Raw genomic sequence first — 24,298 nt, 5'->3', positions numbered from 1 at the left:
CGCAGCGGAGTCCCGCAGTCGCGAGCGGAAGGTTCGTCCGGTGAGCGTGACGGAGGAGACCGGGACCGGCGGTGCGCGGGCCGGCCGGCGCGAACTGGCGTACGCCGTGCTGCTCTGCCTGGCCGGCGCGGGGTTGGCGCTGTGGGCGGCGACCCGCACCTGGGTGGTCGACGTGGTCGGCCGCTCGGAGCCGATGCTGCTGGTGGAGGAGGGGCGTACCGGCGGGCAGTTGCTGCCGTGGCTGCCGGCGCTGGCCCTCGTCGGGCTGGCCGGCGGCGGTGCGGTGCTGGCCACCCGGGGCCGGCCGCGTCGGGTGCTCGGCGGGCTGCTGACCCTGCTCGGTCTGGCCGTCGCGGCCGGTGGAGGTTACGGGCTCGTCGGTGACCTGGGTGATCCGGTCACCTGGCAGTGGCCGGCCCTCACCCTGCTCGGCGGGTTGCTCGCCGCGGTCGGTGGTTCGTTGACCATGCTGCGTGGGCACCGCTGGCCGGCGATGGGGGCCCGCTACGAGCGTCGGACCCCTCGGCCGACCGGCACCAGCGGCCCGATCGGTGGCGCGGGCACCGTCGAGGCGTGGGAGGCCCTGGATCGCGGGGAGGATCCGACGGTCCGCTGACCGGCCGGAGGTCGCTGGGGGGCCGGGGTGCCGGTGTGCGCCTCGCGAGGTGCGGGTGCGCTCAGCCGACCGGCTGGCGGGCGCGGGCGTGGGCGCGGGCCGCGGTGAGTTCCGCGACGAGGCGGTCCAGTTCGGCCCGCTGGTCGGCTCGGGCCCGGTCGGCACAGATGGCCTCCCAGGCGTTGCCGGACGCGGTCCGCATCCGGTCCGGCCCGACCATTGCCCGCTCCAAGGTGTGGACCACACCGACGGCGAGCGACGCGACGGTGCGCGAGATGGTGGTGAGTCCGATGGTCTGGTGCGGCGCGGAGGTACTCATGATCACCCGGGGAGAGATCGTCGTGGCGGTGGGGCAGGCGCGTCATCGAGTGTGCCCGAGCCTGATGTTGCTCGGCCCGGGTTTCCTGGTGATGACCGCACCGTCAACTCTGCGGTAGGGGGCCTGACCGGCACAGGGACCTTGGTCCTTGAGCTTGGTCACAGCATCGACGTGACCGGATCGCTGGCCGTCGAGCGGCCGGCCGGAAGGCCCCTATATGGGCGATCGTCGATGATGTCGTTACTCATGGTGACGACCCGTGCGCGCAAGTCGGCCATTATGCCGCAGCCCGATTCGTGAGGAGCGCCATACCCCCGGCGGTCGGGTCCAGGTGGGGCCCCCTAGCATCGGCCCATGACACCCGGAGAGGGGAGTCCGTTGGTGACTGCTGAACATGCGCACGCGGAGGGGAACGAGGCCGGCCCGGCGGCGCCCGTCAGCGTGCTCGACGAGATCCTGGCCGGCGTCCGGGAGGACGTGGCCCGGCGGCAGGAACAGGTTCCGCTGGAGCGGATCCGTGAACTGGCCGCCGCCGCGCCGCCGCCGCTCGACGCGTACGCGGCGCTGCGCCGGCCCGGCGTCGCCGTCATCGCCGAGGTGAAGCGCGCCTCGCCGTCCAAGGGCAAGCTGGCCGAGATCGCCGACCCGGCGGACCTGGCCGGCGAGTACGCCGCCGGTGGGGCCCGGGCGATCAGTGTGCTCACCGAGGGGCGTTGGTTCGGTGGCTCACTCGACGACCTGGCCGCCGTGCGGGCCGCGGTGAACATCCCGGTGCTGCGCAAGGACTTCGTGGTCTCCAGCTACCAGGTGCACGAGGCCCGCGCGCACGGCGCCGACCTGGTGCTGCTCATCGTCGCCGCGCTCGAGCAGAACGTGCTGGTCGGCCTGCTGGAACGGATCGAGTCGCTGGGCATGACCGCGCTGGTCGAGGTGCACGACGAGGAGGAGGCCGACCGGGCCATGGAGGCCGGTGCCCAGGTCATCGGGGTCAACGCCCGTGACCTGCGTACCCTTCAGGTCGACCGGTCCGTGTTCGAGCGGATCGCGCCCGGCCTGCCGAGCCACGTCGTCAAGATCGCCGAGTCGGGCGTACGCGGTCCGCACGACCTGATTCGGTACGCCTCGGCCGGCGCCGACGCGGTGCTCGTCGGTGAGGGGCTGGTCACCCAGAAGAGTCCCCGGGAGGCGGTGGCCGAACTGGTCAACGCCGGCAACCACCCGGCGACCCCCCGCCCGGCGCGCTGAGCCGCGTCCGGCGACCCTTGCGAGCGAGAGGACCCGCGATGAGTGCTGACGCCACGGACGTCGAGGTGCCGGCGCAGTTTCCCGACGCCGCCGGCCACTTCGGCACGTTCGGCGGCCGGTTCGTGCCGGAGGCACTCGTCGCCGCCCTCGACGAGCTGGCGTCGGCGCACCGGGCGGCGATGGCCGACGAGTCGTTCCGGACCGAGTTCGCCGAATTGTTGCGCGACTACGCGGGTACGCCCTCGCTGCTCTACGAGGCCCGCCGGTTCTCCGCCCGGGCCGGTGCCCGGGTGCTGCTCAAGCGGGAGGACCTCAACCACACCGGGGCGCACAAGGTGCGCAACGTGCTCGGTCAGGCGCTGCTGACCCGGCGGATGGGCAAGCGGCGGGTGATCGCCGAGACCGGTGCCGGCCAGCACGGCGTCGCCACCGCCACCGCCGCGGCCCTGTTCGACCTGGAGTGCGTGGTCTACATGGGTCAGGTCGACACCGAGCGGCAGGCGCTGAACGTGGCCCGGATGCGGATGCTCGGCGCCACTGTCGTACCGGTGACGACCGGCTCGCGCACCCTCAAGGACGCGATGAACGAGGCGATGCGGGACTGGGTCGCCAACGTCGACGAGACCCACTACCTGATCGGTACCGCCGCCGGGCCGCACCCCTTCCCGGCGCTGGTCCGCGACTTCGTCCGGGGCATCGGCGAGGAGGCCCGGGCGCAGTGCCTGGACCTGACCGGTGGGCTACCCGACGCGGTGACCGCCTGCGTCGGTGGTGGCTCCAACGCGCTCGGCATCTTCCACGCCTTCACCGACGACCCGCAGGTGCGGCTGTACGGCTTCGAGGCCGGCGGCGACGGGGTGGACACCGGCCGGCACGCGGCCAGCATCACCGGCGGTTCCACCGGCGTGCTGCACGGCACCCGGACCTTTGTGCTCCAGGACGCCGACGGGCAGACGCAGGAGTCGCACTCGATCTCCGCGGGTCTGGACTACCCGGGCGTGGGTCCGGAACACGCCTGGCTGCACGACACCGGCCGGGCCACCTACCAACCGGTCACCGACGACGAGGCGATGGCCGCCTTCGAGCTGCTCTGCCGCACCGAGGGGATCATCCCCGCGATCGAGAGCGCGCACGCCCTGGCCGGCACCCTGGCCATCGCGCCGAAGCTCGCCGCCGAGCTGGGTCGGCAGCCCACCATCGTGGTCAATCTCTCCGGCCGGGGTGACAAGGACGTGCACACCGCCGGTGAGTACTTCGGCATCCTCGACAAGGAGTGAGGCCATGAGCGAGCGGACCAGCCGGATCGGGGTGGCGTTCGACAAGGCCCGGGCGGACGGCCGGGCCCTGCTGGTCGGCTGCATGCCGGCCGGGTTTCCCACCGTCGAGGGCAGCATCGCCGCGATGAAGGCGATGGTCGCCGCGGGTGTCGACGTGATCGAGGTGGAGATTCCGTACTCCGACCCGGTGATGGACGGCCCGGTGATCCAGCGTGCCAGCGACATCGCGCTGGCCGGCGGGGTACGCACCCGGGACACGCTGCGCATCGTCGAGGCGGTGGCCGCCACCGGCGCCCCGGTGGTGACGATGACCTACTGGAACCCGATCGAGCGGTACGGGGTGGACGCGTTCGCCCGGGACCTCGCCGCGGCCGGCGGCACCGGGCTGATCACGCCCGACCTGATCCCGGAGGAGGCCGGCGAGTGGCTGGCCGCCTCGGACGAGTACGGGCTGGACCGCACGTTCCTGGTCGCGCCGTCGTCGACCGACGAGCGGCTGGCGATGACCGCGGCGCACTGCCGGGGCTTCGTCTACGCCACCGCGATCATGGGCGTCACCGGTGCCCGGTCGCAGACCTCGCAGGCGGCGCCGGTGCTGGTGTCCCGGGTGCGGGAGGTCACCGACCTGCCGGTCGGCGTCGGCCTGGGCGTGGGCACCGGAGCGCAGGCCGCCACCGTCGCCGGGTACGCCGACGCGGTCATCGTCGGCAGCGCGCTCATCCGCTGCCTGCTCGACGCCCCCGACGAGGCGGCCGCGCTGACCGCCCTGCGCACCCTGAGCGCCGAACTGTCCGACGGCGTCCACCACCCCGCCCGCTAACACCCCACCTCACCCCACCGCGTCGTCGATCTTGTAGTTGTCGCCATTCTGCGAGGAATGTCGGTTTTGTGGCGACAAGAAGCGCAAGATCGCGGGGGTGGGGGTGGGGAGGGGGCGGCGGACCGGGGTGACGGTACGGGGGTGCGCAGCGGTAGCGTGTGCACCCGTGAGTCTCGCCTCGCCGACGTCCCTGGCCGCCATCCCGAGTCCGAGCAACGCCGTGTGGCAGCTCGGCCCGTTCCCCATCCGGGCGTACGCGCTGTGCATCCTCGCCGGCATCGCGGTGGCCTGCTGGGTCACCGAGCGGCGGCTGCGCCAGCGCGGCGCGGCCCCGGGCGCGGTGCTCGACATCGCCCTCTGGGCGGTGCCGGCGGGCATCATCGGCGCCCGGATCTATCACGTGATCACCTCACCGGCCCCGTACTTCGGCACCGGCGGGGACTGGCTCAAGATCTTCTTGATTTACGAGGGTGGGCTGGGTATCTGGGGTGCGGTCGCCGGTGGCGCGGTCGGCGCCTGGATCGGGGCCCGGCAACTGGGCATGCCGCTGACGGTGGTCGCCGACGCGCTGGCGCCGGGTCTGGCGCTGGCCCAGGCGATCGGCCGGCTGGGCAACTGGTTCAACAACGAGCTCTACGGCGGGCGGACCGACCTGCCCTGGGGGCTGGAGATCCACCGGATGGACGGCGGGCAGGCACTGCGCGACGAGGCCGGCCAGCCGATCCTGGAGGAGGGGCTCTACCACCCGACCTTCGCCTACGAGCTGCTGTGGAACGTCGGCGTCGCCGCGATGGTGTATCTCGTCGACCGTAAGCTTCGGCTCGGCCGTGGCCGCGCCTTCGCCCTCTACGTGATGGGCTACACCGCCGGCCGGTTCTGGATCGAGATGATGCGTACCGACGAGGCCAACACGATCCTCGGCGTACGGATCAACGTCTGGACCGCGGCGCTGGTGTTCCTCGGCGCCCTCGTCTACTTCCTGCGGGTGCGCGGGCCACGGGAGTACCTGATCCCGGTGGGTCTGCCGAGTGTCGCCACCGCCCCGTCCGCCACCTCCGACGTCTCGCAGGTGGATCTGTCGGCCAAGGGCGCCACCACCGAGGCGGCCAGGCCCGAGGGTTACCGCGTGGTCGACGAGGAGCAGTTCGCGCACTGGCGCCGCACCGGCGAGACGCCACCCGACGCGGGCGCTCAGCCCGATCCGGGCCGGTTGGACGACGAGGCGACCACGGCACCCCGGCCGTTGGCTGAGCAGCCCGAAGGGTCGGCGGGCGGGTCCGCCGAGCCGGCTGGTGCGGGCGACGGGTCGGCCGGTGGGCGTGACGGGTCGGCCGACGACGCGCACGCCGCGTCGGCGTCGGGCGCACCGGCCGAGGGCACAGCGGCGGAGTCCGCCGCCGAGCGCGACAGCTGAGGTCAGGGGGACGCCATGCGGACCGCGGTGGTGGTCGGCGGCGGGCTGGGTGGCCTGGCGGTCTCCGGTGCGCTCGCCCGCTCGGGCTGGCAGGTCACCCTCCTGGAGCGGGCCGACCGGATCCGCCCGGAGCCGGCCGCCGTGGTGCTCTGGCCCAACGGGGTCCGGGCGCTGCGCAGCCTCGGGCTCGGTGCCGGTCTGGACGCCATCGCCACCGTCCTGTCCGACGGCGGGGTACGCCGCCCGGACGGGCACTGGCTGGTGCAACCACGACCGACGCCGGCCGAACGCCTACCGGTGGTGGTGCACCGGGAGGACCTGCACGACGCGCTGATCGCGGGCCTCGGCGAGCGGGTCGAGCTGCGTACCGGGGTGACGGTGCGGACGGTGCGGGCGGCCGCTGGTGAGCGGCCCGCCGTCGGCGACGGCCGGCACACGTACGAAGCGGACCTGGTCATCGCCGCCGACGGTACGGACAGCGTGATCCGTCGCCAGCTCGCCCCCGCCTCGGGGGTGGTCAGCTCCGGCTGCGCCGCCTGGCGGGCGGTGATCCCCTGGTACCGCGCGCCGAGCCTGGCCGACGCGGTGGGCGGTGAGATCCTCGGTGCCGGCTACCGGTTCGTCTCCGCCTCGCTGGGCGAGCGCGGCTCCTCCGGTGCCTCCAGCCGGGGCGGCATCTACTGGATGGCCACCGCGGCCGGTGCGCCCCGACCCGAGCCGCCGCAGACCCAGCTGGCGCTGCTGCGTCGCTGGTACGCCGGTTGGCCCGCGCCGGTCGACGAGCTGCTGGCCGCGACCGAACCGGCCGACCTGGTGCAGCGGGAGATCCGGGAGCTGCGTCCGCTGCCCCGGGCGTTCGGTTTCCCGGCCGGGCCGGGCGGGGTGGTGCTGCTCGGGGACGCCGCGCACGCCATGCCGCCGCACCTCGGGCAGGGTGCCTGCCTGGCCTTCGAGGACGCCGCGACGCTCGCCGCGCTGCTGCGCGAGTCCACCCTGCCCGACGCGGTGATGGCGTACGACCGGGCGCGGCGGCCCCGCGCGGCGGCCGTGGTCCGGCAGACCCGCCGGATGTCCGCCGTGCTGCGCACCCGGGGCCGGCTGGCCCTGCGCGCCCGCGACGCCGCCCTGGGCACCATAACCCCCCGCCTGCTCGGCACCGCCGCCACCATCGCCGCCCAATGGCGCCCCCCACCCACCTGACCCCCACCCCACCTTGCCCCGTTGATCATGAGGTTAGCGGCACTTGCGGAGATCGACAGCGCCGTCAACCTCATGATCAACAGGGGGAAGGTGGGGGTGGAGTCAGGGGAGCAGGGGGGTGGGGGAGGCGATGCAGGCGGTGCCGATGCGGCGGAAGCCGACGCGCACGTAGACGCGGGCGATCTCCTCGCTGCCGGCGGAGAGGAACACCAGGTCGGTGCCGGAGTCCAGCAGGGCGCGGGCCAGGGTGGCGGTGACCGCCGCACCGAGCCCTCGCCGGCGGGCGGTGGGCAGGGTGGCCACGCCGGCGATCTCGGCGACGTCGCCGACCCGCATGGCCATCCCGCTGGCCAGCGGGCCCTCCGTCGCGGTGCCGGCCAGCGCGGACAGCCGGCTGCCGTCGGCGACGCGGGACCGTTCCTCGTCGACCGCCGCCGCGTCCAATCCGATGATGGCGGCGTCGCGCTCGGCCGGTCCGGCCTCGCCGCGGGCGGTGCCGGGCGCGGCGAACCCGACCGCCGCCACGGCCCGTCGGGCGGCCACCGCCGACTCGAAGTCCGCATCCGCCGGGTCGAGCAACCGCACCGGCTCGCCCAGCCCCGCCGGATCCGGCAGGGTTGCCGGGTCGAGCACCATCAGCGGCGCTTCGAGGACGCCCAGGCCGGCCGAGCGGGCCACCGCGAGCAACTCCGGGTTGAGGTCGTGCACCCACTCCAGGGCCTCGGGCAGGCCGAGTTCGCGCTGGCGTGCCCGCACCGCGGCCACGTCGGCGAGGGTCGGCGACCCGGTGCCGTCCGGCCGCGGCCGGGCGTAGAACGGCCATCCCGGGCCTTCCCGGACGAACAGCACCAGACTGCCGTGATCTTCCACACGGGCCGCGTCCCGGGGCACCGCGTCGTAGAACCGTTCCAACCGGTCGAGGAGGTCGGTACGCTCGGAATCCACGGCGCGAGACTACATGTCCCAGAGTCTGGACGGTGTGATCAATCTGCACTGGCCTTGTGTGCCGGGCCCTAACGTAGACTCAATAGTCCGATCCAGGGCCGACGTCGTCCCGACCATGATCCAGCCTGAGCGACGACAGGAGGCCCGGTGGCCCTTGCGTACCCACACCGCCCCCAGCCGGCGCCGCGAGAGGGCCAGGTAGCGTCCCCTGCCGGCCTGCACGACCCCGCGTACGAGCATGACGCGTGCGGCGTGGCGTTCGTGGCGGATCTGCACGGCCGACGCTCGCACACGGTGGTCGCCAACGGCCTCGGCGCGCTGTGCCGGCTGGACCACCGTGGCGCCCGCGGCGCCGAACCGAACACCGGTGACGGTGCCGGCATCATGATCCAGGTGCCGGACGCGTTCCTGCGCGCGGTGGTCGAGTTTCCGCTGCCCCCGGCCGGCGAGTACGCCACCGGTCTGGTCTTCCTGAGCGACGACGACGCCGCCGAGGCCCGTGCCCGGCAGGTGGTCGAGAAGTACGCCCTGGTCGAGGGGGCCGAGGTGCTCGGCTGGCGGGACGTCCCGGTCGACCCGAGCGACCTCGGTGAGACGGCGCTGGCGGCGATGCCGCGCGTCCGACAGGTCTTCCTTGCCGCGAAGCGGCTCACCGACACCCCCGCCGGTCCGGCCGGCGCGGCGTTGCGCGGCGTCGAGCTGGAGCGGGTCGCCTTCTGCGTCCGCAAGCAGGCCGAACGAGAGTCGGCCGAGCGGGGGGTGCCGGCCTACTTCCCGTCGCTGTCCGGCCGGACCATGGTCTACAAGGGGATGCTCACCCCCGAGCAGCTTCCCGCGTTCTATCCGGACCTCACCGACGAGCGGGTGGCCAGCGCCATCGCCCTGGTGCACTCCCGGTTCTCCACGAACACCTTCCCGTCCTGGCCGTTGGCGCACCCGTACCGCCTCATCGCCCACAACGGCGAGATCAACACCATCCGGGGCAACCGGAACTGGATGCAGGCCCGCGAGGCGTTGCTGCGTACGCCCGACCTGCCGGGCAACATCCGGCGGGTCTTCCCGGTCTGCACCCCGGCCGCCTCCGACTCGGCCAACTTCGACGAGGTCCTCGAACTGCTGCACCTGGCCGGGCGCAGCCTGCCGCACGCGGTGCTGATGATGATCCCGGAGGCGTGGGAGAACGACCCGGACATGCGCGCCGACAAGCGCGCCTTCTACCGGTTCCACGCCAGCCTGATGGAGCCGTGGGACGGTCCGGCCTCGGTCGCCTTCACCGACGGCGAGATCGTCGGCGCGGTGCTCGACCGCAACGGTCTGCGTCCGGGCCGCTGGTGGCAGACGTCGGACGGCCTGGTGGTGCTGGGCAGCGAGGCGGGCGTACTCGACCTCGACCCGGCCACCGTGGTGGCCAAGGGTCGGCTCCAGCCGGGCCGGATGTTCCTGGTCGACACCGTCGCCGGGCGGATCGTGCACGACGACGAGATCAAGACCGAGCTGGCCGCCGCCCAGCCGTACGCCGACTGGCTGCACGCCGGGCTCATCGAGATGGACGACCTGCCGGCGCGAGAGCACGTGGTCTACACCCACGACTCGGTCCGCCGCCGCCAGCAGACCTTCGGCTACACCGAGGAGGAGCTGAAGATCCTGCTCGCGCCGATGGCGCGGACCGGTGCGGAACCGATCGGCTCGATGGGCACCGACACCCCGATCTCCCCGCTGTCCACCCGGCCACGGCTGCTCTACGACTACTTCCACCAGCTGTTCGCCCAGGTGACCAACCCTCCGTTGGACGCCATCCGGGAGGAGCTGGTGACCAGCCTGGCCACCACCATCGGCCCGGAGGGCAACCTGCTCGATCCCGGCCCGGCGAGCTGCCGGCAGATCGTGCTGCCCTACCCGGTGATCGACAACGACGAGCTGGCGAAGATCCTCTGCATCGACGAGGACGGTGACCTGCCCGGGTTCAAGGCGGTACGGGTCTCCGGGCTCTACCGCATCCGGGACGGCGGCGCCGGGATCAGGGCCCGGCTGACCGAGATCTGCCGGCACGTCTCCGAGGCGATCGAGGACGGCGTACGGATCCTGGTGCTCTCCGACCGGGACTCCAACGCCGACCTGGCCCCGATCCCGTCGCTGCTGCTCACCGCGGCGGTGCACCAGCACCTGGTGCGGGAGCAGACCCGGACCCAGGTCGCGCTGATCGTCGAGTCGGGCGACTGCCGCGAGGTGCACCACGCGGCCGTGCTGATCGGCTACGGTGCGGCGGCGGTCAACCCGTACCTGGCCTTCGAGTCGGTGGAGGACATGATCTCCACGGGCGTGCTGGCCGGGGTCGAGCCGCGGGCGGCGATCCGCAACTACGTCAAGGCGCTCGGCAAGGGCGTCCTGAAGATCATGTCCAAGATGGGCATCTCGACGGTGTCGTCCTACTGCGGCGCGCAGGTCTTCGAGGCGGTCGGGCTGGACACCCGACTGGTCGAGCGGTATTTCCGGGGTACACCGAGCACGATCAGCGGTGTCGGCCTCGACGGCATCCACGCCGAGGTGGCCGCCCGGCACGCGCTGGCCTGGCCGGCGCCCGGCGCCGAGTCGGTCGAACTGCTGCCGGTGGGCGGCGAGTACCAGTGGCGCCGCGAGGGTGAACTGCACCTGTTCAACCCGGAGACGGTCTTCCTGCTCCAGCACGCCACCCGCAGCCGGCAGTACGACGTCTTCCGTCAGTACACCGCCAAGGTGGACGAGCTGGCCGCGCGGGCGGGTTCGTTGCGTGGGCTGTTCCGGCTGCGCGACGGTGTGCTGCCGCCGGTGCCGATCGAGGAGGTGGAGCCGGCCAGCGAGATCGTCAAGCGGTTCGCCACCGGCGCCATGTCGTACGGGTCGATCTCGGCCGAGTCGCACGAGACCCTCGCCGTCGCGATGAACCGGCTCGGCGGCAAGTCCAACACCGGCGAGGGCGGGGAGGACGTCGAGCGACTGCACGACCCAGCCCGCCGGTCCGCCGTCAAGCAGATCGCCAGCGGCCGCTTCGGTGTGACCAGCGAGTATCTGGTCAACGCCGACGACCTCCAGATCAAGATGGCGCAGGGAGCCAAGCCCGGCGAGGGCGGCCAGCTGCCCGGCAACAAGGTCTGGCCGTGGATCGCCCGTACCCGGCACGCCACCCCCGGCGTCGGCCTGATCTCACCGCCGCCGCACCACGACATCTACTCCATCGAGGACCTCGCCCAGCTGGTGCACGACCTCAAGTGCGTCAACCCGGCCGCCCGGGTGCACGTCAAGCTGGTCAGCGAGGTCGGTGTCGGCACCGTCGCCGCCGGGGTGGCCAAGCTCAAGGCCGACGTCATCCTGATCTCCGGCCACGACGGCGGCACCGGCGCGTCCCCGTTGAACTCGCTCAAGCACGCCGGCACCCCCTGGGAACTGGGCCTGGCCGAGGCGCAGCAGACGTTGCTGCTCAACAAGCTGCGGGACCGGGTCACCGTGCAGGTCGACGGGCAGCTCAAGACCGGCCGGGACGTGATCGTCGCGGCGCTGCTCGGCGCCGAGGAGTTCGGTTTCGCCACCGCCCCGCTGATCGTCTCCGGCTGCATCATGATGCGCGTCTGCCACCTGGACACCTGCCCGGTCGGCATCGCCACCCAGAACCCGGTGCTGCGCGAGCGCTACACCGGCAAGCCCGAGTTCGTGGAGAACTTCTTCCTGTTCCTCGCCGAGGAGATCCGCGGCTACCTGGCCGAGCTGGGGCTGCGCAGCATCGACGAGGCGATCGGGCGTACCGAGCTGCTCGACGTGGCGCCGGCGGTGGAGCACTGGAAGGCCGGTGGGCTCGACCTCGGTCGGGTGCTGCACCTGCCGGAGCTGCCCGAGGGCGCGGCCCGGCGCGGCGTACGCGCTCAGGACCACGGCCTCGAGCTGGCGCTGGACAACGAGCTGATCGCGCTCGCCGAGCCGGCGCTGCGTCCCGCCGGTGCCGACGGGTCGGTGCCGTTGGTGCGGGCCGAGGTGGCGATCCGCAACGAGCACCGCAGCGTCGGCGCGATGCTCGGCGGCGAGGTCACCCGCCGCCACGGTGGCGCCGGCCTGCCCGCCGACACCATCGAGTTCACCCTGCGCGGCACCGCCGGGCAGTCCTTCGGCGCGTTCCTGCCGCGCGGGGTGACCCTGCGCCTGCACGGCGACGCCAACGACTACGTCGGCAAGGGACTCTCCGGTGGCCGGCTGGTCGTCCGGCCGGACGCGGCGGCACCGTTCGTGTCCGCCGACGCCGAGGCGGGCGGCCGGGCCGAGGACCAGATCATCGCCGGCAACACCATCCTGTACGGCGCCACCGCCGGTGAGGTGTTCCTGCGGGGCCGGGTGGGGGAGCGGTTCGCGGTCCGCAACTCGGGCGCGGTCACCGTCGTCGAGGGTGTCGGCGACCACGGCTGCGAGTACATGACCGGCGGCACCGTGGTGGTGCTCGGTCCGACCGGCCGTAACTTCGCCGCCGGCATGTCCGGCGGTACGGCGTTCGTCTGGAACCTCGACCGCCGCCGGGTCAACACCGAGCTGGTCGACCTGTCCGCGCCGAGCGAGGCGGAACGGACCCGCCTGCACGAGCTGGTGCAGCGGCACTTCGCCGAGACCGACTCGGCCATCGCCGAACAGCTGCTCAAGCGTTGGCCGGAGGCGGTGGAGGAGTTCACCGCCGTGGTTCCCCGCGACTACCGCCGGGTGATGGAGATCATGCGGGCCGCCGAAGCCGCCGGCCAGGACGTCGACGACGCGGTGATGAGCGCGCTGGCGGCACCGGCGCCGCCGGCCGTCGCCTCCGCCGCGCCGGTAGCCCCCGCCCCGCGGGCGGTCGCCCAGGAGGTGGCTCGTGCCTGACCCGAACGGTTTCCTGCGCTACGGCCGGCGGGTTCCGGCCCGCCGGCCGGTGCCGGTGCGGATCAGCGACTGGCGGGAGGTCTACCCGCCGGCCGGTGAGGGACTGATCCGCGAGCAGGCCACCCGCTGCATGGACTGCGGCATCCCGTTCTGTCACGACGGCTGCCCGTTGGGCAACCGCATCCCGGACTGGAACGACCTGGTCCGCACCGGCAACTGGGACGCCGCCGTGGAGTCGCTGCACGCCACGAACAACTTTCCCGAGTTCACCGGCCGGCTCTGCCCGGCGCCCTGCGAGGCCGCGTGTGTGCTCGGCATCGCCGGTGGCGAGCCGGTCACCATCAAGCAGGTCGAGGTGGAGATCGCCGACGCCGCCGCGGCCGGGGGGTTGACTCCGCGTCCGGCGTCCGCGCCCTCCGGCCGGTCGGTCGCCGTGGTCGGCTCCGGGCCGGCGGGGCTCGCCGCCGCGCAGCAGCTGGCCCGCGCGGGTCACGCCGTGACCGTGTACGAGCGCGACGACGCCATCGGTGGCCTGCTGCGGTACGGCATCCCCGACTTCAAGCTGGAGAAGCGGCACATCGATGCCCGGTTGGCGCAGCTGCGCGCCGAGGGGGTCGAGTTCCGGGCCGGGGTGAACGTCGGCGTCGACGTCACCGCCGAGCAGCTGCGCGCCCGGCACGACGCGGTGCTGCTGGCCTGCGGCGCGTTGCAGGGCCGGGACACCGACACGGCGGGCCGGCAGCTGCGCGGCGTGCACCAGGCGATGGCGCACCTGGTGGCGGCCAACCGGGTGGTCGCGGCGGCCGGCGAGGGCCGGCCGGCGCTGGCCACCCTGGCGGACGGTACGCCGATCGACGCGGCCGGCAAGCACGTGGTCATCATCGGCGGCGGCGACACCGCGGCGGACTGCCTGGGCGTGGCGCACCGGCAGGGCGCCGCCGGCGTGCACCAGCTCGACCTGTACCCGCAGCCGCCGCGCGCCCGGGACGAGGGTCGCGACCCGTGGCCGACGTGGCCGTGGGTCCTGCGCGAGTACCCGGCGCACGAGGAGGGCGGCGAGCGGGTCTTCGCGGTGGCGGTGCAGGAGTTCGTCGACGACGGCACCGGTGCGGTGCGGGCGGTGCGGATCGCCGAGGTGAGCGTGGAGAAGCGCGACGGCCGGCGGATCGTCACGGTGGTGCCGGGCACCGAGCGGGAACTCCCCGCCGACCTGGTGCTGCTGGCGATCGGCTTCGAGGGCACCGAGGAACAGCCGTTGCTGGCGCAGCTCGGGGTGGCCCGTAACGCGCGAGGCGCGGTCGACTCCCGGGCGGACTGGCAGACCGAGGCCGACGGCGTCTTCGTCGCCGGTGACATGCACCGGGGTGCGTCGCTCATCGTCTGGGCGATCGCCGAGGGGCGGGCCGCCGCGGCGGCGATCCACACCTACCTCGACGGCGTCGGCGCCCTGCCGGCCCCGGTGCACCCGGCCAGCCGACCCCTGGCGGCGCACTGACCCCCACCCGACGGGCTGAACGAGGCCGCGTCCACGCGGGACGACCGCGCGGACGCGGCCTCTCCTTAACGGCTATTCACTTTATCCAGATGTTTCGATAGCATTACCGACCAGTAACAACCCTTGGCCACGCGCGCGGTTCTCGGGCTCCACCACCACCCCCGTGGAGGTCCCTCATGCCCCACCGTCCGTTGGCCCGCGCCCTGACCGCGCTGGTCGCCCTCCTCACCGCCGCCGTCGGCGCGCTGGCCGTCCCCGGCGTCGCCCAGGCCGCCGCGCCGATCCACTACGTCGCCCTCGGCGACTCGTACTCCTCCGGGGTCGGCGCCGGACCGTACGACCTGTCCACCTGCCTGCGCAGCCAGAAGTCGTACGCCCCGCTGTGGGCCGCCGCCAACAACGTGGCCAGCTTCCGCTTCCCCGCCTGCGGCGGCGCGAAGACCGCCGACGTGCTCGACGACCAACTGGGCTCGCTGTCCGCCACCACCACCATGGTCACCATCACCATCGGCGGCAACGACGCCGGCTTCGCCGACGTGATGACCGACTGCCGGTTCGGCAGCACCTCCACCTGCACCAACGCGGTGAACGCCGCGAAGGCGTTCGCCACCGGCACGCTGCCGGCCCGGCTGGACAGCACCTACGCCGCCATCCGGCAACGGGCCCCCAACGCCCGACTGATCGTGCTCGGCTACCCCCGGCTGTTCGAGACCCGCTACTGCGGTCTGCTGGCCATGAGCACCTACAAGCGCACCATCCTCAACGAGGCCGCCGACGTCCTCGCCACCGTGACCGCCGACCGGGCCGCCGCGGCCGGCGCCACCTTCGCCGACACCCGACCCACCTTCGCCGGTCACGGCGTCTGCGGTGCCCAGCCGTGGATCCGGGACGTCACCGGGGTCATCGAGGCGTACCACCCGAACGCCGACGGCTACCGCTACGGCTACCTGCCGGCGCTCAACGCGGTCACCGGCTGACCACGGTGCGGCCGAGGTCCGGTTCGGACCGTCGGCCGCCGTGCGTCCGGGCCCGGACGACGCGGCCGTCCGACACGTCCGGATCGGACACGTGCCGGTGTCGCCGTCGTCCGTTAGGGTTTCTGCGACCAGGCGGCGCTCGGCGGTGAGGGGCAGGGTGTGGGCAGGCTCGCGTCGGCGTACGAGCAGGCGGTCGCCGCCCACCGGGCGGCCCGCGCGCATCTTGACTCCGCCCGCACCGCGCTGAACGCCACCACACCACCCGCTCCGGTGCTCGACACCGACCTGCTGGCCCGGCTGGCGAGGGTCGGTGCCGCGCTGGCCACCCCGACCCCGGGCACCCCACTGGCCCGCCAACCCGTGCCGGTGCGCGTCGGGGAGGCGGTCACCGCCGGCGGTGGGTTCCCGGTGCTGCTGCCCCTGGGCGCCGGGCACCACCTGGCGATCGACGGTGACGGCCGGCACCCGGCGGTCGCCGGGCTGCTGCGGGCCCTGGTGCTGCGGCTGCTGGCCACCGCCGCGCCCGGTGGCGTGCGGGTCGCCGCGCTGGACACCGCCGCCCTCGGCGCCACCTTCGGTCCACTGCGACCACTGCTCGACGCCGGAGTCGTCGACCCGCCCGCCACCACCGAGGCGGAGGTGACCGCACTGCTCGACGCCGCCGAACGGCACGCCCGGACCGCCCGGCAGGCCGACCACCCGGACCAGGACCTGCTGCTGCTGGTCGCCGCGTCCATCCCCTCGCCCCGCGAGGCCGCCCGGCTGGCCGCGCTCACCCACGCCGGCCCGGCCGCCGCCGTCTGTGTGCTGCTCGCCGGCTGGCCGCCGGCCGGGCCGGGCGAGTCCGCCCCACCGCTGGGCGCCACCACCGCGCTGCGACTGACCGACGGGTACGCCCGGGTCGGTGATCCGCCCGGCACGCCGTTCAGCGCCGACGGCAGCGGGCTGGCCGCGCCGGTGGTCCTCGACGGCGACCCGCCGCCGGCCTCCGTCGCCGCACTCGCCACCCACCTGGGCGAGGCCGCCCGGCGCGGCGCGGCGGTCGACTTCGCCGACCTGCTGCCCGGGCAGCGGTGGACCGCCTCCGCCCGGGCGGGCCTGCGTACCGTGGTCGGGCGGGCCGGACGTGACCCGGTCACCATGGGCTTCGACGACGCCACCCCGCACTGGCTGGTCGGCGGGCGTACCGGCGCCGGCAAGACGGTCTTCCTGCTCGACGTCCTGTACGGCCTGGCCGCCCGCTACCCGCCGGCCGAGCTGCAGCTCTACCTCCTGGACTTCAAGGAGGGGGTCAGCTTCACCGAGTTCGTGCCCACCGAACGCGACCCGTCGTGGCTGCCGCACGCCCGCGCCGTCGGCATCGAGAGCGACCGGGAGTACGGCGTGGCCGTGCTGCGCGAGCTGCGCCGCGAACTGCACCGGCGGGCCACCGCACTCAAGCGGCACGGCGTCACCAAGCTCGCCGACCTGCCCGCCGACACCTCGGTGCCCCGGATCGTCGCCGTGATCGACGAGTTCCACGTGCTGCTCGCCGGCAACGACCCGGTGGCCCGCGAGTCGGTCGACCTGCTGGAGGAACTGGCCCGCAAGGGCCGCTCGTACGGCGTACACCTGGTGCTGGCCAGCCAGAGCACGACCGGGATCGAGGCGCTCTACGGCCGGGCCGAGGCGGTCTTCGGGCAGTTCGCCCTGCGGGTGGCGCTGCCCGGCGGCGGGGGAGTGCTCGACCACCTCAACGACGCCGCGGCGACCCTGCCGGTCGGCTCGGCCGTGGTCAACACCGCCGCCGGTGCGCCCGGGGCGAACACCGTGATCCGCTTTCCCGACGCGCACGCCGCGACCGACGAGTTGACCCGGCTGCGCCACGAGTTGTGGCAGGCCCGCCCCGCGGGTGCCCGCCCGCCGTCGGTGTTCCGTGGCTACGCCACCGCCCAAGTCGAGGACGACGCCACCTTCACCGGGCTGCGCCCGGGTGGTCGGCGTCCACTGGCGCTGGTCGGTCGGACGGTCGACGTGGACGGCACCACCGCCCTGTTCATCATGGACACCGCCCCCGGCCGGCACCTGGCCGTGGTCGGCACCTCGTCCGCCGGGGCCGAGGTGCTGCGGGCAGCCACCCTGAGCCTGGCCCGCCAGCACGCCCCCGGCGAGGCGACGTTCGTGCTCGCTCCGCTGGTCGCCGCCGCCGACCCGGCCGCCGACGACACCGCCGCCACGCTGGCCGCCGCCGGGCACCGGGTCGAGCGGCTCGACGCCGCCGCCCTGCGCGACCGGATCCGCGCCCTCGCCACCGGCGGAAGTGGTGACCGACCGGAGCGCGCCTACCTGGTGGTGTTCGGGATGGACGCCGCCGCCGGTCTGCTCGGCGAGAGCGACCCCACCACGTTCCGCTCCGGCCACGACGACCTGCGGGCGCTGTTGCGGCAGGGGCCCGGCCACGGGGTGCACCTGCTCGGCTGGTGGCGCGGCCTGCGCCGGCTCGCCGACGACCTCGGCGGCACGCAGAACCGCGACGATGTCGCCTGCCTGGTCGCGTTGAACGTGCCCGGCTCGGATCTGGGCCTGCACCTCGGCGTGCACGACCTCGCGTACGCTCCCCGCGCGGATCGGGCGCTGCTGGTGGACCGGCACGACCAGCGGGTCCGGTTGATCGTGCCGTTCGTCCGTGACGGTCACCCCTCCGACGGGCAGGAGTGAGGCGTGTCCACCTTCGACGAGTACGCGGCGCTGGCCCGCCACCTCGCCGTGCAGCACCGCGCCGGGGAGCAGGGCGCCGCCGCCGAGGCCGAACGGCAGCGGGATCTCGGTGCCGCCGTGGAGTACCTCGACCGGCGGCTGACCGCCCAGGGGCAGCGCCTCGACCACCTCGGCCGCACCCTGGGCAGGGCACCTGGCCAGGTGCCCACCGGCGCGCCGACCGGTGTTCCGCCGGGCGGATTACTGCCCGGCGGTCCGCCGCCCGGCCCGCCGTCGAGCGCGGCGCCTACCTCCGGGCCACCGGCCCCGCCCGGCCCGCCCGGGAGCGCGACGCCGGTGCCCGGGGCCGCCGGTCGGCCGGCGGGTCCGTCCGGATATCCGGCTGGTGGGTGGGGGACGGGGTCGGCCGGCGGCGCAGCCGCCGCCCCGGGGCGGTCGGATGTCGGGGCGTACTCCCCGATGGGTGTGGGGGAGACGAACCCGGCGCTGCCGGTGGCGGTGAGCGCGACGGCGGCGGGGGTGCCGAGCCCGCGCGCGGGTGAGGTCGACCCGGCGACGGAGCTGGAGCTGGCCCGGCGCTGGGCCGACGAGGCCGACCGGCACGGACAGCAGGCGGAACTGCTCGCCCAACAGCCGGCGCTGCTGCCGAGCTGGTCCCCGATGGCCCGGGCGGTCGCCGTCTACCTCGGGTTCGCGGGCGTGTCCGTGGTGCTCATGCTGGTGATGGTGCTCGCTTCAGGCGTCGGCGTGGTCGGTCCGAGCACCCTCTACGCCTGGATGTGCGCCGGCCTGCCCGCGGTCGCGCTGATCGGCGGCTGGCTGGTACTCGGCCGCTGGGGCCGGCCCGCCGTCGGCGCCGCCACCCCACCCCGCTATCCGGTCCTCGGTTTCCTGCTCTGCTTCCTCGCCGTCCCCCTCGCCTACTGCGGTTATCTGCTGCTCTTCCGCGTCATGCGCTGACCCGACGCGGTCGAGGCTCCGATCGGCCCGTCCCGACTCGGCCACCGGCGTTCCTGGCGGTGCGGGTGGCTGGCAGCGCAGGAGGTGGTGTGTGGTTCGGGCGCCCCCTGCCCCTTGCTCGGCGAGACTCGATTGCTGTGCGGTGGGTGCACTTGTTGTCGTCACGACGACAACAAGTGCACCCACGGCTGGACGTCGCGCGAGGTCGGGTGGTCGCGGCGGGCGAGTGGATCTCGTAGGCTCCTGTGTGGTCGCTGCTGGTGAGCGAGCGGCGACGCCGGTGTGGTGCGATCGTGGGGAGGGCGTGTGAGCGCGGCGGAGATGATCGCCAGGCTGGCGGCGGCGGCCCAGAAGCTGGACGAGGCGAAGGCGAAGACAGCGGCGGCGGCGCAGGACGCGGCCGAGGCCCGGCAGCTCGTCGCCGGCGCCCTGCAGGGCGTGGCCGCCGGGCCGTTGATCAACATGATCGACTCGTACCGGCAGGCGCTCGCCCAGGCGGCCCAGGGGCACGAGCCTGCCCGGCAGCACGTCCAGGAGACGATCGCCAAGGTACGCGCGCTGGGCAACTGAGTCGGAAACCGATCGAGGCGGTGGGATGAGCAGCGACGAGACGCGCGACGGTGGGGTGCTCGACGGCTTCCACATCGGGCAGGTGCCCGCCGGCGTCGGTGACGAGGTGTCGGACTTCGCCACCGAGTGGGACGACGTACGCTTCGCCAGCCGGGTCTGGGAGCGGCAGACGCCCGACGGCCATCGCGTGGATCTGCGGGTCCACGTGTTGCGCGGGGAGCGGCTGGTCGACCTGACCGTGCTACGGGACTTCCTCTGCGGGTATCACGAGCGCGACCCCGCCGAGTGGCAGCTGAGCGAGTTCCCGCACGGTGACGGCCCCGGCCTGCACGACAGCGGCCAGGCGTTCTGGCTCGTCGAGCCCGGCGTCGCGGTCAACGTGCTGACGACCCCGGAGTTCGGCGGGTCGCTGCTGTCGACCGCCCGGTCCATTCAGGCCGGTGACAGCGACCCGCAGGAGTGACGAGGCTGGCCGCTCAGCGCAGCCACCGTACGCGTTTCTCGACGGTCCGGATCACCCTGCGCCACGCGCTGGTCGCCGGCCCCGAATTCATGGCGTCGAGCCGACGCCGTGCGCCCCATCCGGCGAGTGGTCGGTCGGCGACCCGCATCAGATCGTCGAGCGTGTCGATCGCCGAGCCGACGTGCAACAGCTCCAACGCCTCGGCGATCCCGAACGCCTCCGCGATGTCCACCAGGAGATCGCGGTTGGTGATGAAGAGCCGGGGAACCCACTCGGTCACCGGGTGCCTGATGCTGTAGAGAATCAGCCCGAAGTCGTACGTGCGATCGTCGTCGACGCTGATTCCGGCCTTGAGGATCGAGTTCATGAACTCGTCCCAACCGGGAACTGCGGCCAGTTCGTGGGAGCTGGTCTCGGTCAGGTACCGGTGCAGCGTCTCCTTGGCGCGGAACAGGAGCAGCTCGCCGTCGGCGCCGGGAAGGAAGGCCACCGACTCCGGGATTTCGGATCGAGCCACCAGCGTGTAACCCTCGGCGCCATCCGACAACGAGATGGTTATCGGTTCGATGGTCAGCGGTTCCGGTAGATACGCCGGCTCGTACCGGGGATGCGTCCACCGGGCGCGGGGATGCTGATGCTCGCGTGCCTCCCGCTCGCTTATCCGCGCCAGCCGCTCGGCCTCCGCCCGTTCGCGCATCTCGCGCTCGCGGGCTTCCTGCTCACGGGCCTCACGTGCCGCGTGCTCCCGGGCCCGTCGTGCGTCCGCCGCCCGATTCCGGGCCTCCTGCTCGCGCGCCTCGCGTTGCTGGGCTGCCCAGTCGTGGGCCCGCTGCCCACCGCCCGCCCGCTGGCGCCCCGCGCGTTGCTGTTCCTCGGCCTGGCGTTCGCGGGTTTCGCGTTCCCGAACGTCGGTGAGGAGTTTGTACGCCCGGTTGATCTGCTGCATCTGCCGGGTCGCTTCTTCGCGAACGTTCTCCGGGCTCGATTGATGCTTGTCCGGGTGCCAGACCTGCACCAGGATCAGGTAGCGCTGGCGTATCTCCGCCACTGACGCTTCCCGGCTGACGCCGAGAAGCACGTACGGATCCTGCTCGTTCGGGGACATCGATTCGCCGGATCCTCAAGGGTGCTGGACGCGTCCGCCGGTGATGCTAACAGCACCCGTCGATGCGGTGGATCTGGCCGCCGCCGGGCCGACCCCGGCTTCCTGAAGATCATCCTCTGCTGGTCTGAGTGGGCGGGGAGCCGAGCTGCTGGTCTAAGTCGACGCGAGGGCTGGTAGTGCGGGGTAGGTCAGCAGTTGCGTCAGGTCAGCCGCCGGACGACCGGACGGAGTACCGCGATCAGCCCGCTGAGGTCCGTGCTGGCAAGGTGCTGGTGGCACGCCGCGATGTTCGCCTCCGCGTTCAACTCCGACCAGTCAAGTAGGTATCCGGCCGCCGCCGCCAGTTGCCGAAGGAATGCGCGAATCGTGCGTCCGTTACCCTCGCGGAAAGGGTGGCAGACGTTCAGTTCGCCGTAGTAGTGCGCCAAGGCTTCGATGAACGCGTCTCGGTGCAGGCCGAGGAGGAATCCGTCCTCGTCAAGACGGCTCAGGATGGCGCTTACCTGGTCGTCGATGTAACGCCAGTGGCAGAATCGTGCGCCGGGCTTGCTGATGTCCACCGTCCTGGTCTGCCCTGCCCAGGGATAGACATCAGAGAAGATGTGCCGGTGGAAAGCTTGGAGATGCTCCAGGCCGTAGTTCCCCGGAATGATCATCCGAAGCGCTTGGACCTCCCGGATCGAAGCCAGCCTGGCCTCGATCTCGGCGAGTTGTTTCGCGTCGGCGATGCCGAGATTGTTCTTCAGGCAGTCCGATCCCGGCCAGCAGTACGGGTCAGTCTCGGTCACCGCGGATCCGGGAGATCTCCTGAGCAATAAGCTCGTCGGCATCGGTCACGCCGGAGGCGACATCGCGGAGCTTGTCCTGCCAGTCCTCGTCGAACTCGACGCCTTCGAGGGCGGCGTTCGCGGAGGCGAGGACGACGGCCGTCTCGACGTTTGCCACCTGCCGGGCGAAGTACGTCCGCATGAGGTCGATGTCGAGCTTCTCCGTCGAGCTGGCGGATTCGGGAAGTGCGCCTCGGGCGACGCGCCAGGGCAGTTCGTTGTGCGTCATGGTCGACAACTCGGTCGCGGAGAATCGACCGTAGCTTTCCGCAACCCAGCGGACTGTGTCGGCTTGGGCCGGGGTCAGGCGAGAATGCTCACCGTGCGGCCAGTCGGACACCACGCGCTGTCGTCGGTGGTGGCGGTAGAGGAGCGGAACTACCGGGCCTTCCCGCCAGGCTTCGATCGGCTCCTGGAAAAGAGGATGTCCCTCGCGCGCGAGGTGCCATCCCTGGCAGTAGTAGACGAGCTTCTCCAGCTTCATGGCCGTCATCGGACCGAGTTCGTCCAGCACCGCTGCTGCGACGTCGTGCGCCGTTGCCACCTTCGGCACCCCCCTCCGGGCGTGGGTCTGCCTGGCTTCAGCGTAGCGGCCCGGGGGGACATGTCAGCCCAGGCAGACTGAACGTCAGGGACGACCTCTGGCGGAGGTGGCAGGCACCCAGTCGGTGAAGCGGCGGTGCAGGTCCGGCAGGCGGGTGCCGGGGTCGCGCTCGGCGAGTTGGGCGATGGCCTCCTCGCGCAGCGTCACAAGGTAGATCATGAGACCGGGGATGTTGCCCCGGTACTCGGCGAGCAGGCGCAGCTTCGCCGCGGAGCAGGGCCAGGCGATGCCGCAGGCACGGCAGCGCCACGTCGGGCGGGACGGTACGTGTTCACGGGCGGGCGTGTTCATCCGGCGGTCCTCGTCGCAGCTCGCCGGGCCGGTGTGCGGTGTCGCAGCGGCGGCGCGGGGCGCATTCCGTCGGGGCGTACGTACAACTCGCGGCGGTCGATCGCCTCGCCCTGAGAGTCGAGCTGGTACACCTCGATCCACGCCCACCCGTCGTAGGTGCTCCGGCCGGTCCGTTCGCGGATCACCCGGACCGTGATCGGCCTGGCGAACTGCGGGGATGCGTCGCGGGTCAGCAGGTAGACGCCAGGTGTGACCCGGGGCGTACCGTCCTCGCGGGTGCCGCCCGGCGCGACGGCGGGGCGGGCGGCTCGGCGGGTCGGCCAGCGCGCTGCCGGAACGGCATTGGCGTGCCTCGTCGCGGACACGACACACCTCCTTCGTCGGTGGCAGGGGGATCGGGGGTCGCCGCGGATGCTCGCCCGGCGGCGACCCCCGGCACGGGCGCGCCTGCCGGGGCCGGGGGATGGGTCGCCGCCAGGCGCGTCGTGCTCCTTCCACCCTGGACGTACGCCCCCTACGCTCGGAACAGTCATCGCCTGATCGCGGAACGTGACGACCTGCTTCGAGCCGGCATGGAACGGAGTGGGGCGTCGTGGAAGGGACTGGAAGCCGTGGGAATCTCGCCGTCGGAGTACCTGCTTCGCGAACTGAGGCGACGCCGGGCGGCGGCCGGGCTGACCCAGGCTCAGCTCGGCGAGCGGGTTTTCTGCTCGGACTCGCAGGTGAGCGCGATCGAGACCGGCACCAAGCCGCCGACGCTGCCGTACCTGACCGCCGTCGACAAGGCGCTTGACACGGGTGGCTACTTCGCGACGCTCTGGGACGAGTTGGTCAAGGGCGACGCCGCGCCGATCTGGCTGCGCGAGTGGATCCAGATCGAGCGGGATGCGACAGCTTTCCGGTGGTACGAACACTCCTTCGTGCCGGGGCTGCTCCAGACCGAGGCATACGCCCGCGCAACCTTCCAGGCCGCCCGCACGCCATTCGCCGATCTGGACCAGCGGGTCGCGGCGCGGCTCGAACGGCAGGTGGTGCTCGCACGTGATCCGGCCCCGCAGCTCTTCGTGGTGCTGGACGAGATGGTGCTGCGGCGCGCGTGCGGCGGCCCCGACGTGATGGCCGAACAGGTCGAGCACCTGGTGAACTGCGCCGAGCAGCCGCATATCCAGTTGCACATCGTGCCGCTCTCCGCTGGTATCTACTCAGGACTAGCCGGGACGTTCATCCTGGCCGACCTGCCCGACGGATCACGAGCCGCCTGCGTAGATCATCAGTTGGAGTCGCAAACCACCGGGCAGTCGGATTCGATTGCTCGTCTTGCACTGGCATGGGACGTGGTTCGGGGCGAAGCCCTTCCTTTGGGGCAGACCCTCGACGTACTCAAGGAGGCGGCGAAGACATGGACCACCTGACCGGGGCGCGGTGGCGCACGTCGTCCCGCTCGTCCACAAACGGCGGTGTCTGTGTGGAGGTCGCCGACAACCTGCCCGGTGTGGTCGGTGTCCGGGACTCGAAGGACCCCACCGGCCCGGTGCTGACCTTCCCACCCACCGCCTGGCAGACCTTCGTCACCCACCTCACCGTCCGGCCCTGACTCTCCGCTC

General features: G+C 72.8%; 22 protein-coding genes. 15 read left to right on the top strand and 7 right to left on the bottom strand.

The features are described 5' to 3' along the window. Window positions 1–40 precede the first annotated feature (40 nt). Window positions 41–616, top strand: a complete 576-nt coding sequence (locus tag O7597_RS01890; protein WP_269737442.1) for a Trp biosynthesis-associated membrane protein — start codon at window positions 41–43, stop codon at window positions 614–616. Between the two features lie 61 nt (window positions 617–677). Here the strand turns inward: O7597_RS01890 and O7597_RS01885 are convergent, their stop codons facing one another. After that, entirely contained in the window at window positions 678–935 is a 258-nt protein-coding gene (locus tag O7597_RS01885) for a hypothetical protein (protein WP_269737441.1), read from the bottom strand. 441 nt (window positions 936–1,376) lie between these two features. Between O7597_RS01885 and trpC the strand changes: the two genes are divergently transcribed. The 5 genes from trpC to O7597_RS01860 all read left to right on the top strand — a co-directional run bounded on the left by trpC (window position 1,377) and on the right by O7597_RS01860 (window position 6,891). Then, window positions 1,377–2,180 (top strand): indole-3-glycerol phosphate synthase TrpC, encoded by an 804-nt coding sequence (gene trpC / locus O7597_RS01880; RefSeq protein WP_210830529.1) that lies wholly within the window; start codon window positions 1,377–1,379, stop codon window positions 2,178–2,180. 38 nt (window positions 2,181–2,218) lie between these two features. Beyond that, complete coding sequence (trpB, locus tag O7597_RS01875; protein WP_281581871.1) at window positions 2,219–3,457, top strand: tryptophan synthase subunit beta; 1,239 nt, start codon at window positions 2,219–2,221, stop codon at window positions 3,455–3,457. Between the two features lie 4 nt (window positions 3,458–3,461). Beyond that, window positions 3,462–4,277: a tryptophan synthase subunit alpha gene (gene trpA / locus O7597_RS01870; RefSeq protein ID WP_281581870.1), complete on the top strand. Its 816-nt coding sequence runs from the start codon at window positions 3,462–3,464 to the stop codon at window positions 4,275–4,277. A 166-nt stretch (window positions 4,278–4,443) separates the two neighbouring features. Continuing rightward, window positions 4,444–5,691, top strand: a complete 1,248-nt coding sequence (gene lgt, locus O7597_RS01865; protein WP_281581869.1) for a prolipoprotein diacylglyceryl transferase — start codon at window positions 4,444–4,446, stop codon at window positions 5,689–5,691. Window positions 5,692–5,706: 15 nt separating this feature from the next. After that, entirely contained in the window at window positions 5,707–6,891 is a 1,185-nt protein-coding gene (locus O7597_RS01860; RefSeq protein WP_269737438.1) for an FAD-dependent monooxygenase, read from the top strand. A gap of 102 nt (window positions 6,892–6,993) precedes the next feature. Here the strand turns inward: O7597_RS01860 and O7597_RS01855 are convergent, their stop codons facing one another. After that, on the bottom strand, window positions 6,994–7,836 hold the full coding sequence (locus O7597_RS01855; RefSeq protein ID WP_281581868.1) for a GNAT family N-acetyltransferase: 843 nt from the start codon (window positions 7,834–7,836) through the stop codon (window positions 6,994–6,996). Between the two features lie 147 nt (window positions 7,837–7,983). Here O7597_RS01855 and gltB point away from each other — a divergent pair, with 147 nt between their 5' ends. The 7 genes from gltB (at window position 7,984) to O7597_RS01820 (ending at window position 19,867) form a co-directional block, all read left to right on the top strand. After that, entirely contained in the window at window positions 7,984–12,705 is a 4,722-nt protein-coding gene (gene gltB, locus O7597_RS01850) for a glutamate synthase large subunit (RefSeq protein WP_281581867.1), read from the top strand. After that, window positions 12,698–14,200 carry a glutamate synthase subunit beta gene (locus O7597_RS01845; RefSeq protein ID WP_269737435.1) on the top strand — a complete coding sequence of 501 codons (1,503 nt, stop codon included), beginning with the start codon at window positions 12,698–12,700 and terminating at the stop codon, window positions 14,198–14,200. Before gltB ends, O7597_RS01845 begins: the two co-directional genes overlap by 8 nt. Window positions 14,201–14,376: 176 nt before the next feature. Beyond that, window positions 14,377–15,177: an SGNH/GDSL hydrolase family protein gene (locus tag O7597_RS01840; RefSeq protein ID WP_269737434.1), complete on the top strand. Its 801-nt coding sequence runs from the start codon at window positions 14,377–14,379 to the stop codon at window positions 15,175–15,177. 159 nt (window positions 15,178–15,336) lie between these two features. After that, window positions 15,337–17,874, top strand: coding sequence for an FtsK/SpoIIIE domain-containing protein (locus O7597_RS01835; protein WP_281581866.1), 2,538 nt, complete (start codon window positions 15,337–15,339; stop codon window positions 17,872–17,874). 3 nt (window positions 17,875–17,877) lie between these two features. Then, on the top strand, window positions 17,878–18,834 hold the full coding sequence (locus O7597_RS01830; RefSeq protein ID WP_281581865.1) for a hypothetical protein: 957 nt from the start codon (window positions 17,878–17,880) through the stop codon (window positions 18,832–18,834). 306 nt (window positions 18,835–19,140) lie between these two features. Then, window positions 19,141–19,404, top strand: a complete 264-nt coding sequence (locus O7597_RS01825; protein ID WP_204014823.1) for a DUF6244 family protein — start codon at window positions 19,141–19,143, stop codon at window positions 19,402–19,404. A 25-nt stretch (window positions 19,405–19,429) separates the two neighbouring features. Beyond that, the gene (locus tag O7597_RS01820) at window positions 19,430–19,867 is read left to right on the top strand and encodes a hypothetical protein (protein ID WP_281581864.1); all 438 of its coding nucleotides are present in this window, start codon (window positions 19,430–19,432) and stop codon (window positions 19,865–19,867) included. Window positions 19,868–19,880: 13 nt separating this feature from the next. Here the strand turns inward: O7597_RS01820 and O7597_RS01815 are convergent, their stop codons facing one another. The 5 genes from O7597_RS01815 to O7597_RS01795 form a co-directional block, all read right to left on the bottom strand. Beyond that, entirely contained in the window at window positions 19,881–20,972 is a 1,092-nt protein-coding gene (locus tag O7597_RS01815; protein ID WP_281581863.1) for a J domain-containing protein, read from the bottom strand. Between the two features lie 200 nt (window positions 20,973–21,172). Beyond that, the gene (locus tag O7597_RS01810) at window positions 21,173–21,760 is read right to left on the bottom strand and encodes a putative adenosine monophosphate-protein transferase Fic (protein WP_281581862.1); all 588 of its coding nucleotides are present in this window, start codon (window positions 21,758–21,760) and stop codon (window positions 21,173–21,175) included. Beyond that, entirely contained in the window at window positions 21,747–22,343 is a 597-nt protein-coding gene (locus tag O7597_RS01805) for a type II toxin-antitoxin system antitoxin SocA domain-containing protein (RefSeq protein WP_281581861.1), read from the bottom strand. Before O7597_RS01805 ends, O7597_RS01810 begins: the two co-directional genes overlap by 14 nt. Window positions 22,344–22,427: 84 nt before the next feature. Next, entirely contained in the window at window positions 22,428–22,694 is a 267-nt protein-coding gene (locus O7597_RS01800; RefSeq protein WP_281581860.1) for a flavin reductase, read from the bottom strand. Continuing rightward, window positions 22,691–23,059 (bottom strand): hypothetical protein, encoded by a 369-nt coding sequence (locus tag O7597_RS01795; RefSeq protein ID WP_281581859.1) that lies wholly within the window; start codon window positions 23,057–23,059, stop codon window positions 22,691–22,693. The genes O7597_RS01800 and O7597_RS01795 overlap by 4 nt, the downstream gene beginning before the upstream one ends. Before the next feature lie 246 nt (window positions 23,060–23,305). On the opposite strand from O7597_RS01795, the gene O7597_RS01790 reads away from it, so the two are divergent. Together O7597_RS01790 and O7597_RS01785 are read left to right on the top strand one after the other, a co-directional pair. After that, complete coding sequence (locus O7597_RS01790; protein WP_281581858.1) at window positions 23,306–24,106, top strand: helix-turn-helix transcriptional regulator; 801 nt, start codon at window positions 23,306–23,308, stop codon at window positions 24,104–24,106. Continuing rightward, a complete protein-coding gene (locus O7597_RS01785; RefSeq protein ID WP_281581857.1) occupies window positions 24,094–24,288 on the top strand; it encodes a DUF397 domain-containing protein in 195 nt (64 codons plus the stop codon). Before O7597_RS01790 ends, O7597_RS01785 begins: the two co-directional genes overlap by 13 nt. Window positions 24,289–24,298 lie beyond the last annotated feature (10 nt).

Origin of the sequence: Verrucosispora sp. WMMC514 (assembly GCF_027497295.1) — a bacterium.
GTDB lineage: Bacteria > Actinomycetota > Actinomycetes > Mycobacteriales > Micromonosporaceae > Micromonospora > Micromonospora palythoicola.
This window is presented reverse-complemented; position numbering and strand designations above follow the sequence as displayed.

Bases quoted from the DNA above. Each gene is read 5' to 3' on its own strand.
- O7597_RS01885 (WP_269737441.1), bottom strand. From the start codon at position 935: ATGAGTACCTCCGCGCCGCACCAGACCATCGGACTCACCACCATCTCG.
- trpB (WP_281581871.1), top strand. From the start codon at position 2,219: ATGAGTGCTGACGCCACGGACGTCGAGGTGCCGGCGCAGTTTCCCGAC.
- trpA (WP_281581870.1), top strand. From the start codon at position 3,462: ATGAGCGAGCGGACCAGCCGGATCGGGGTGGCGTTCGACAAGGCCCGG.
- O7597_RS01860 (WP_269737438.1), top strand. From the start codon at position 5,707: ATGCGGACCGCGGTGGTGGTCGGCGGCGGGCTGGGTGGCCTGGCGGTC.
- O7597_RS01840 (WP_269737434.1), top strand. From the start codon at position 14,377: ATGCCCCACCGTCCGTTGGCCCGCGCCCTGACCGCGCTGGTCGCCCTC.
- O7597_RS01820 (WP_281581864.1), top strand. From the start codon at position 19,430: ATGAGCAGCGACGAGACGCGCGACGGTGGGGTGCTCGACGGCTTCCAC.
- O7597_RS01815 (WP_281581863.1), bottom strand. From the start codon at position 20,972: ATGTCCCCGAACGAGCAGGATCCGTACGTGCTTCTCGGCGTCAGCCGG.
- O7597_RS01800 (WP_281581860.1), bottom strand. From the start codon at position 22,694: ATGAACACGCCCGCCCGTGAACACGTACCGTCCCGCCCGACGTGGCGC.
- O7597_RS01785 (WP_281581857.1), top strand. From the start codon at position 24,094: ATGGACCACCTGACCGGGGCGCGGTGGCGCACGTCGTCCCGCTCGTCC.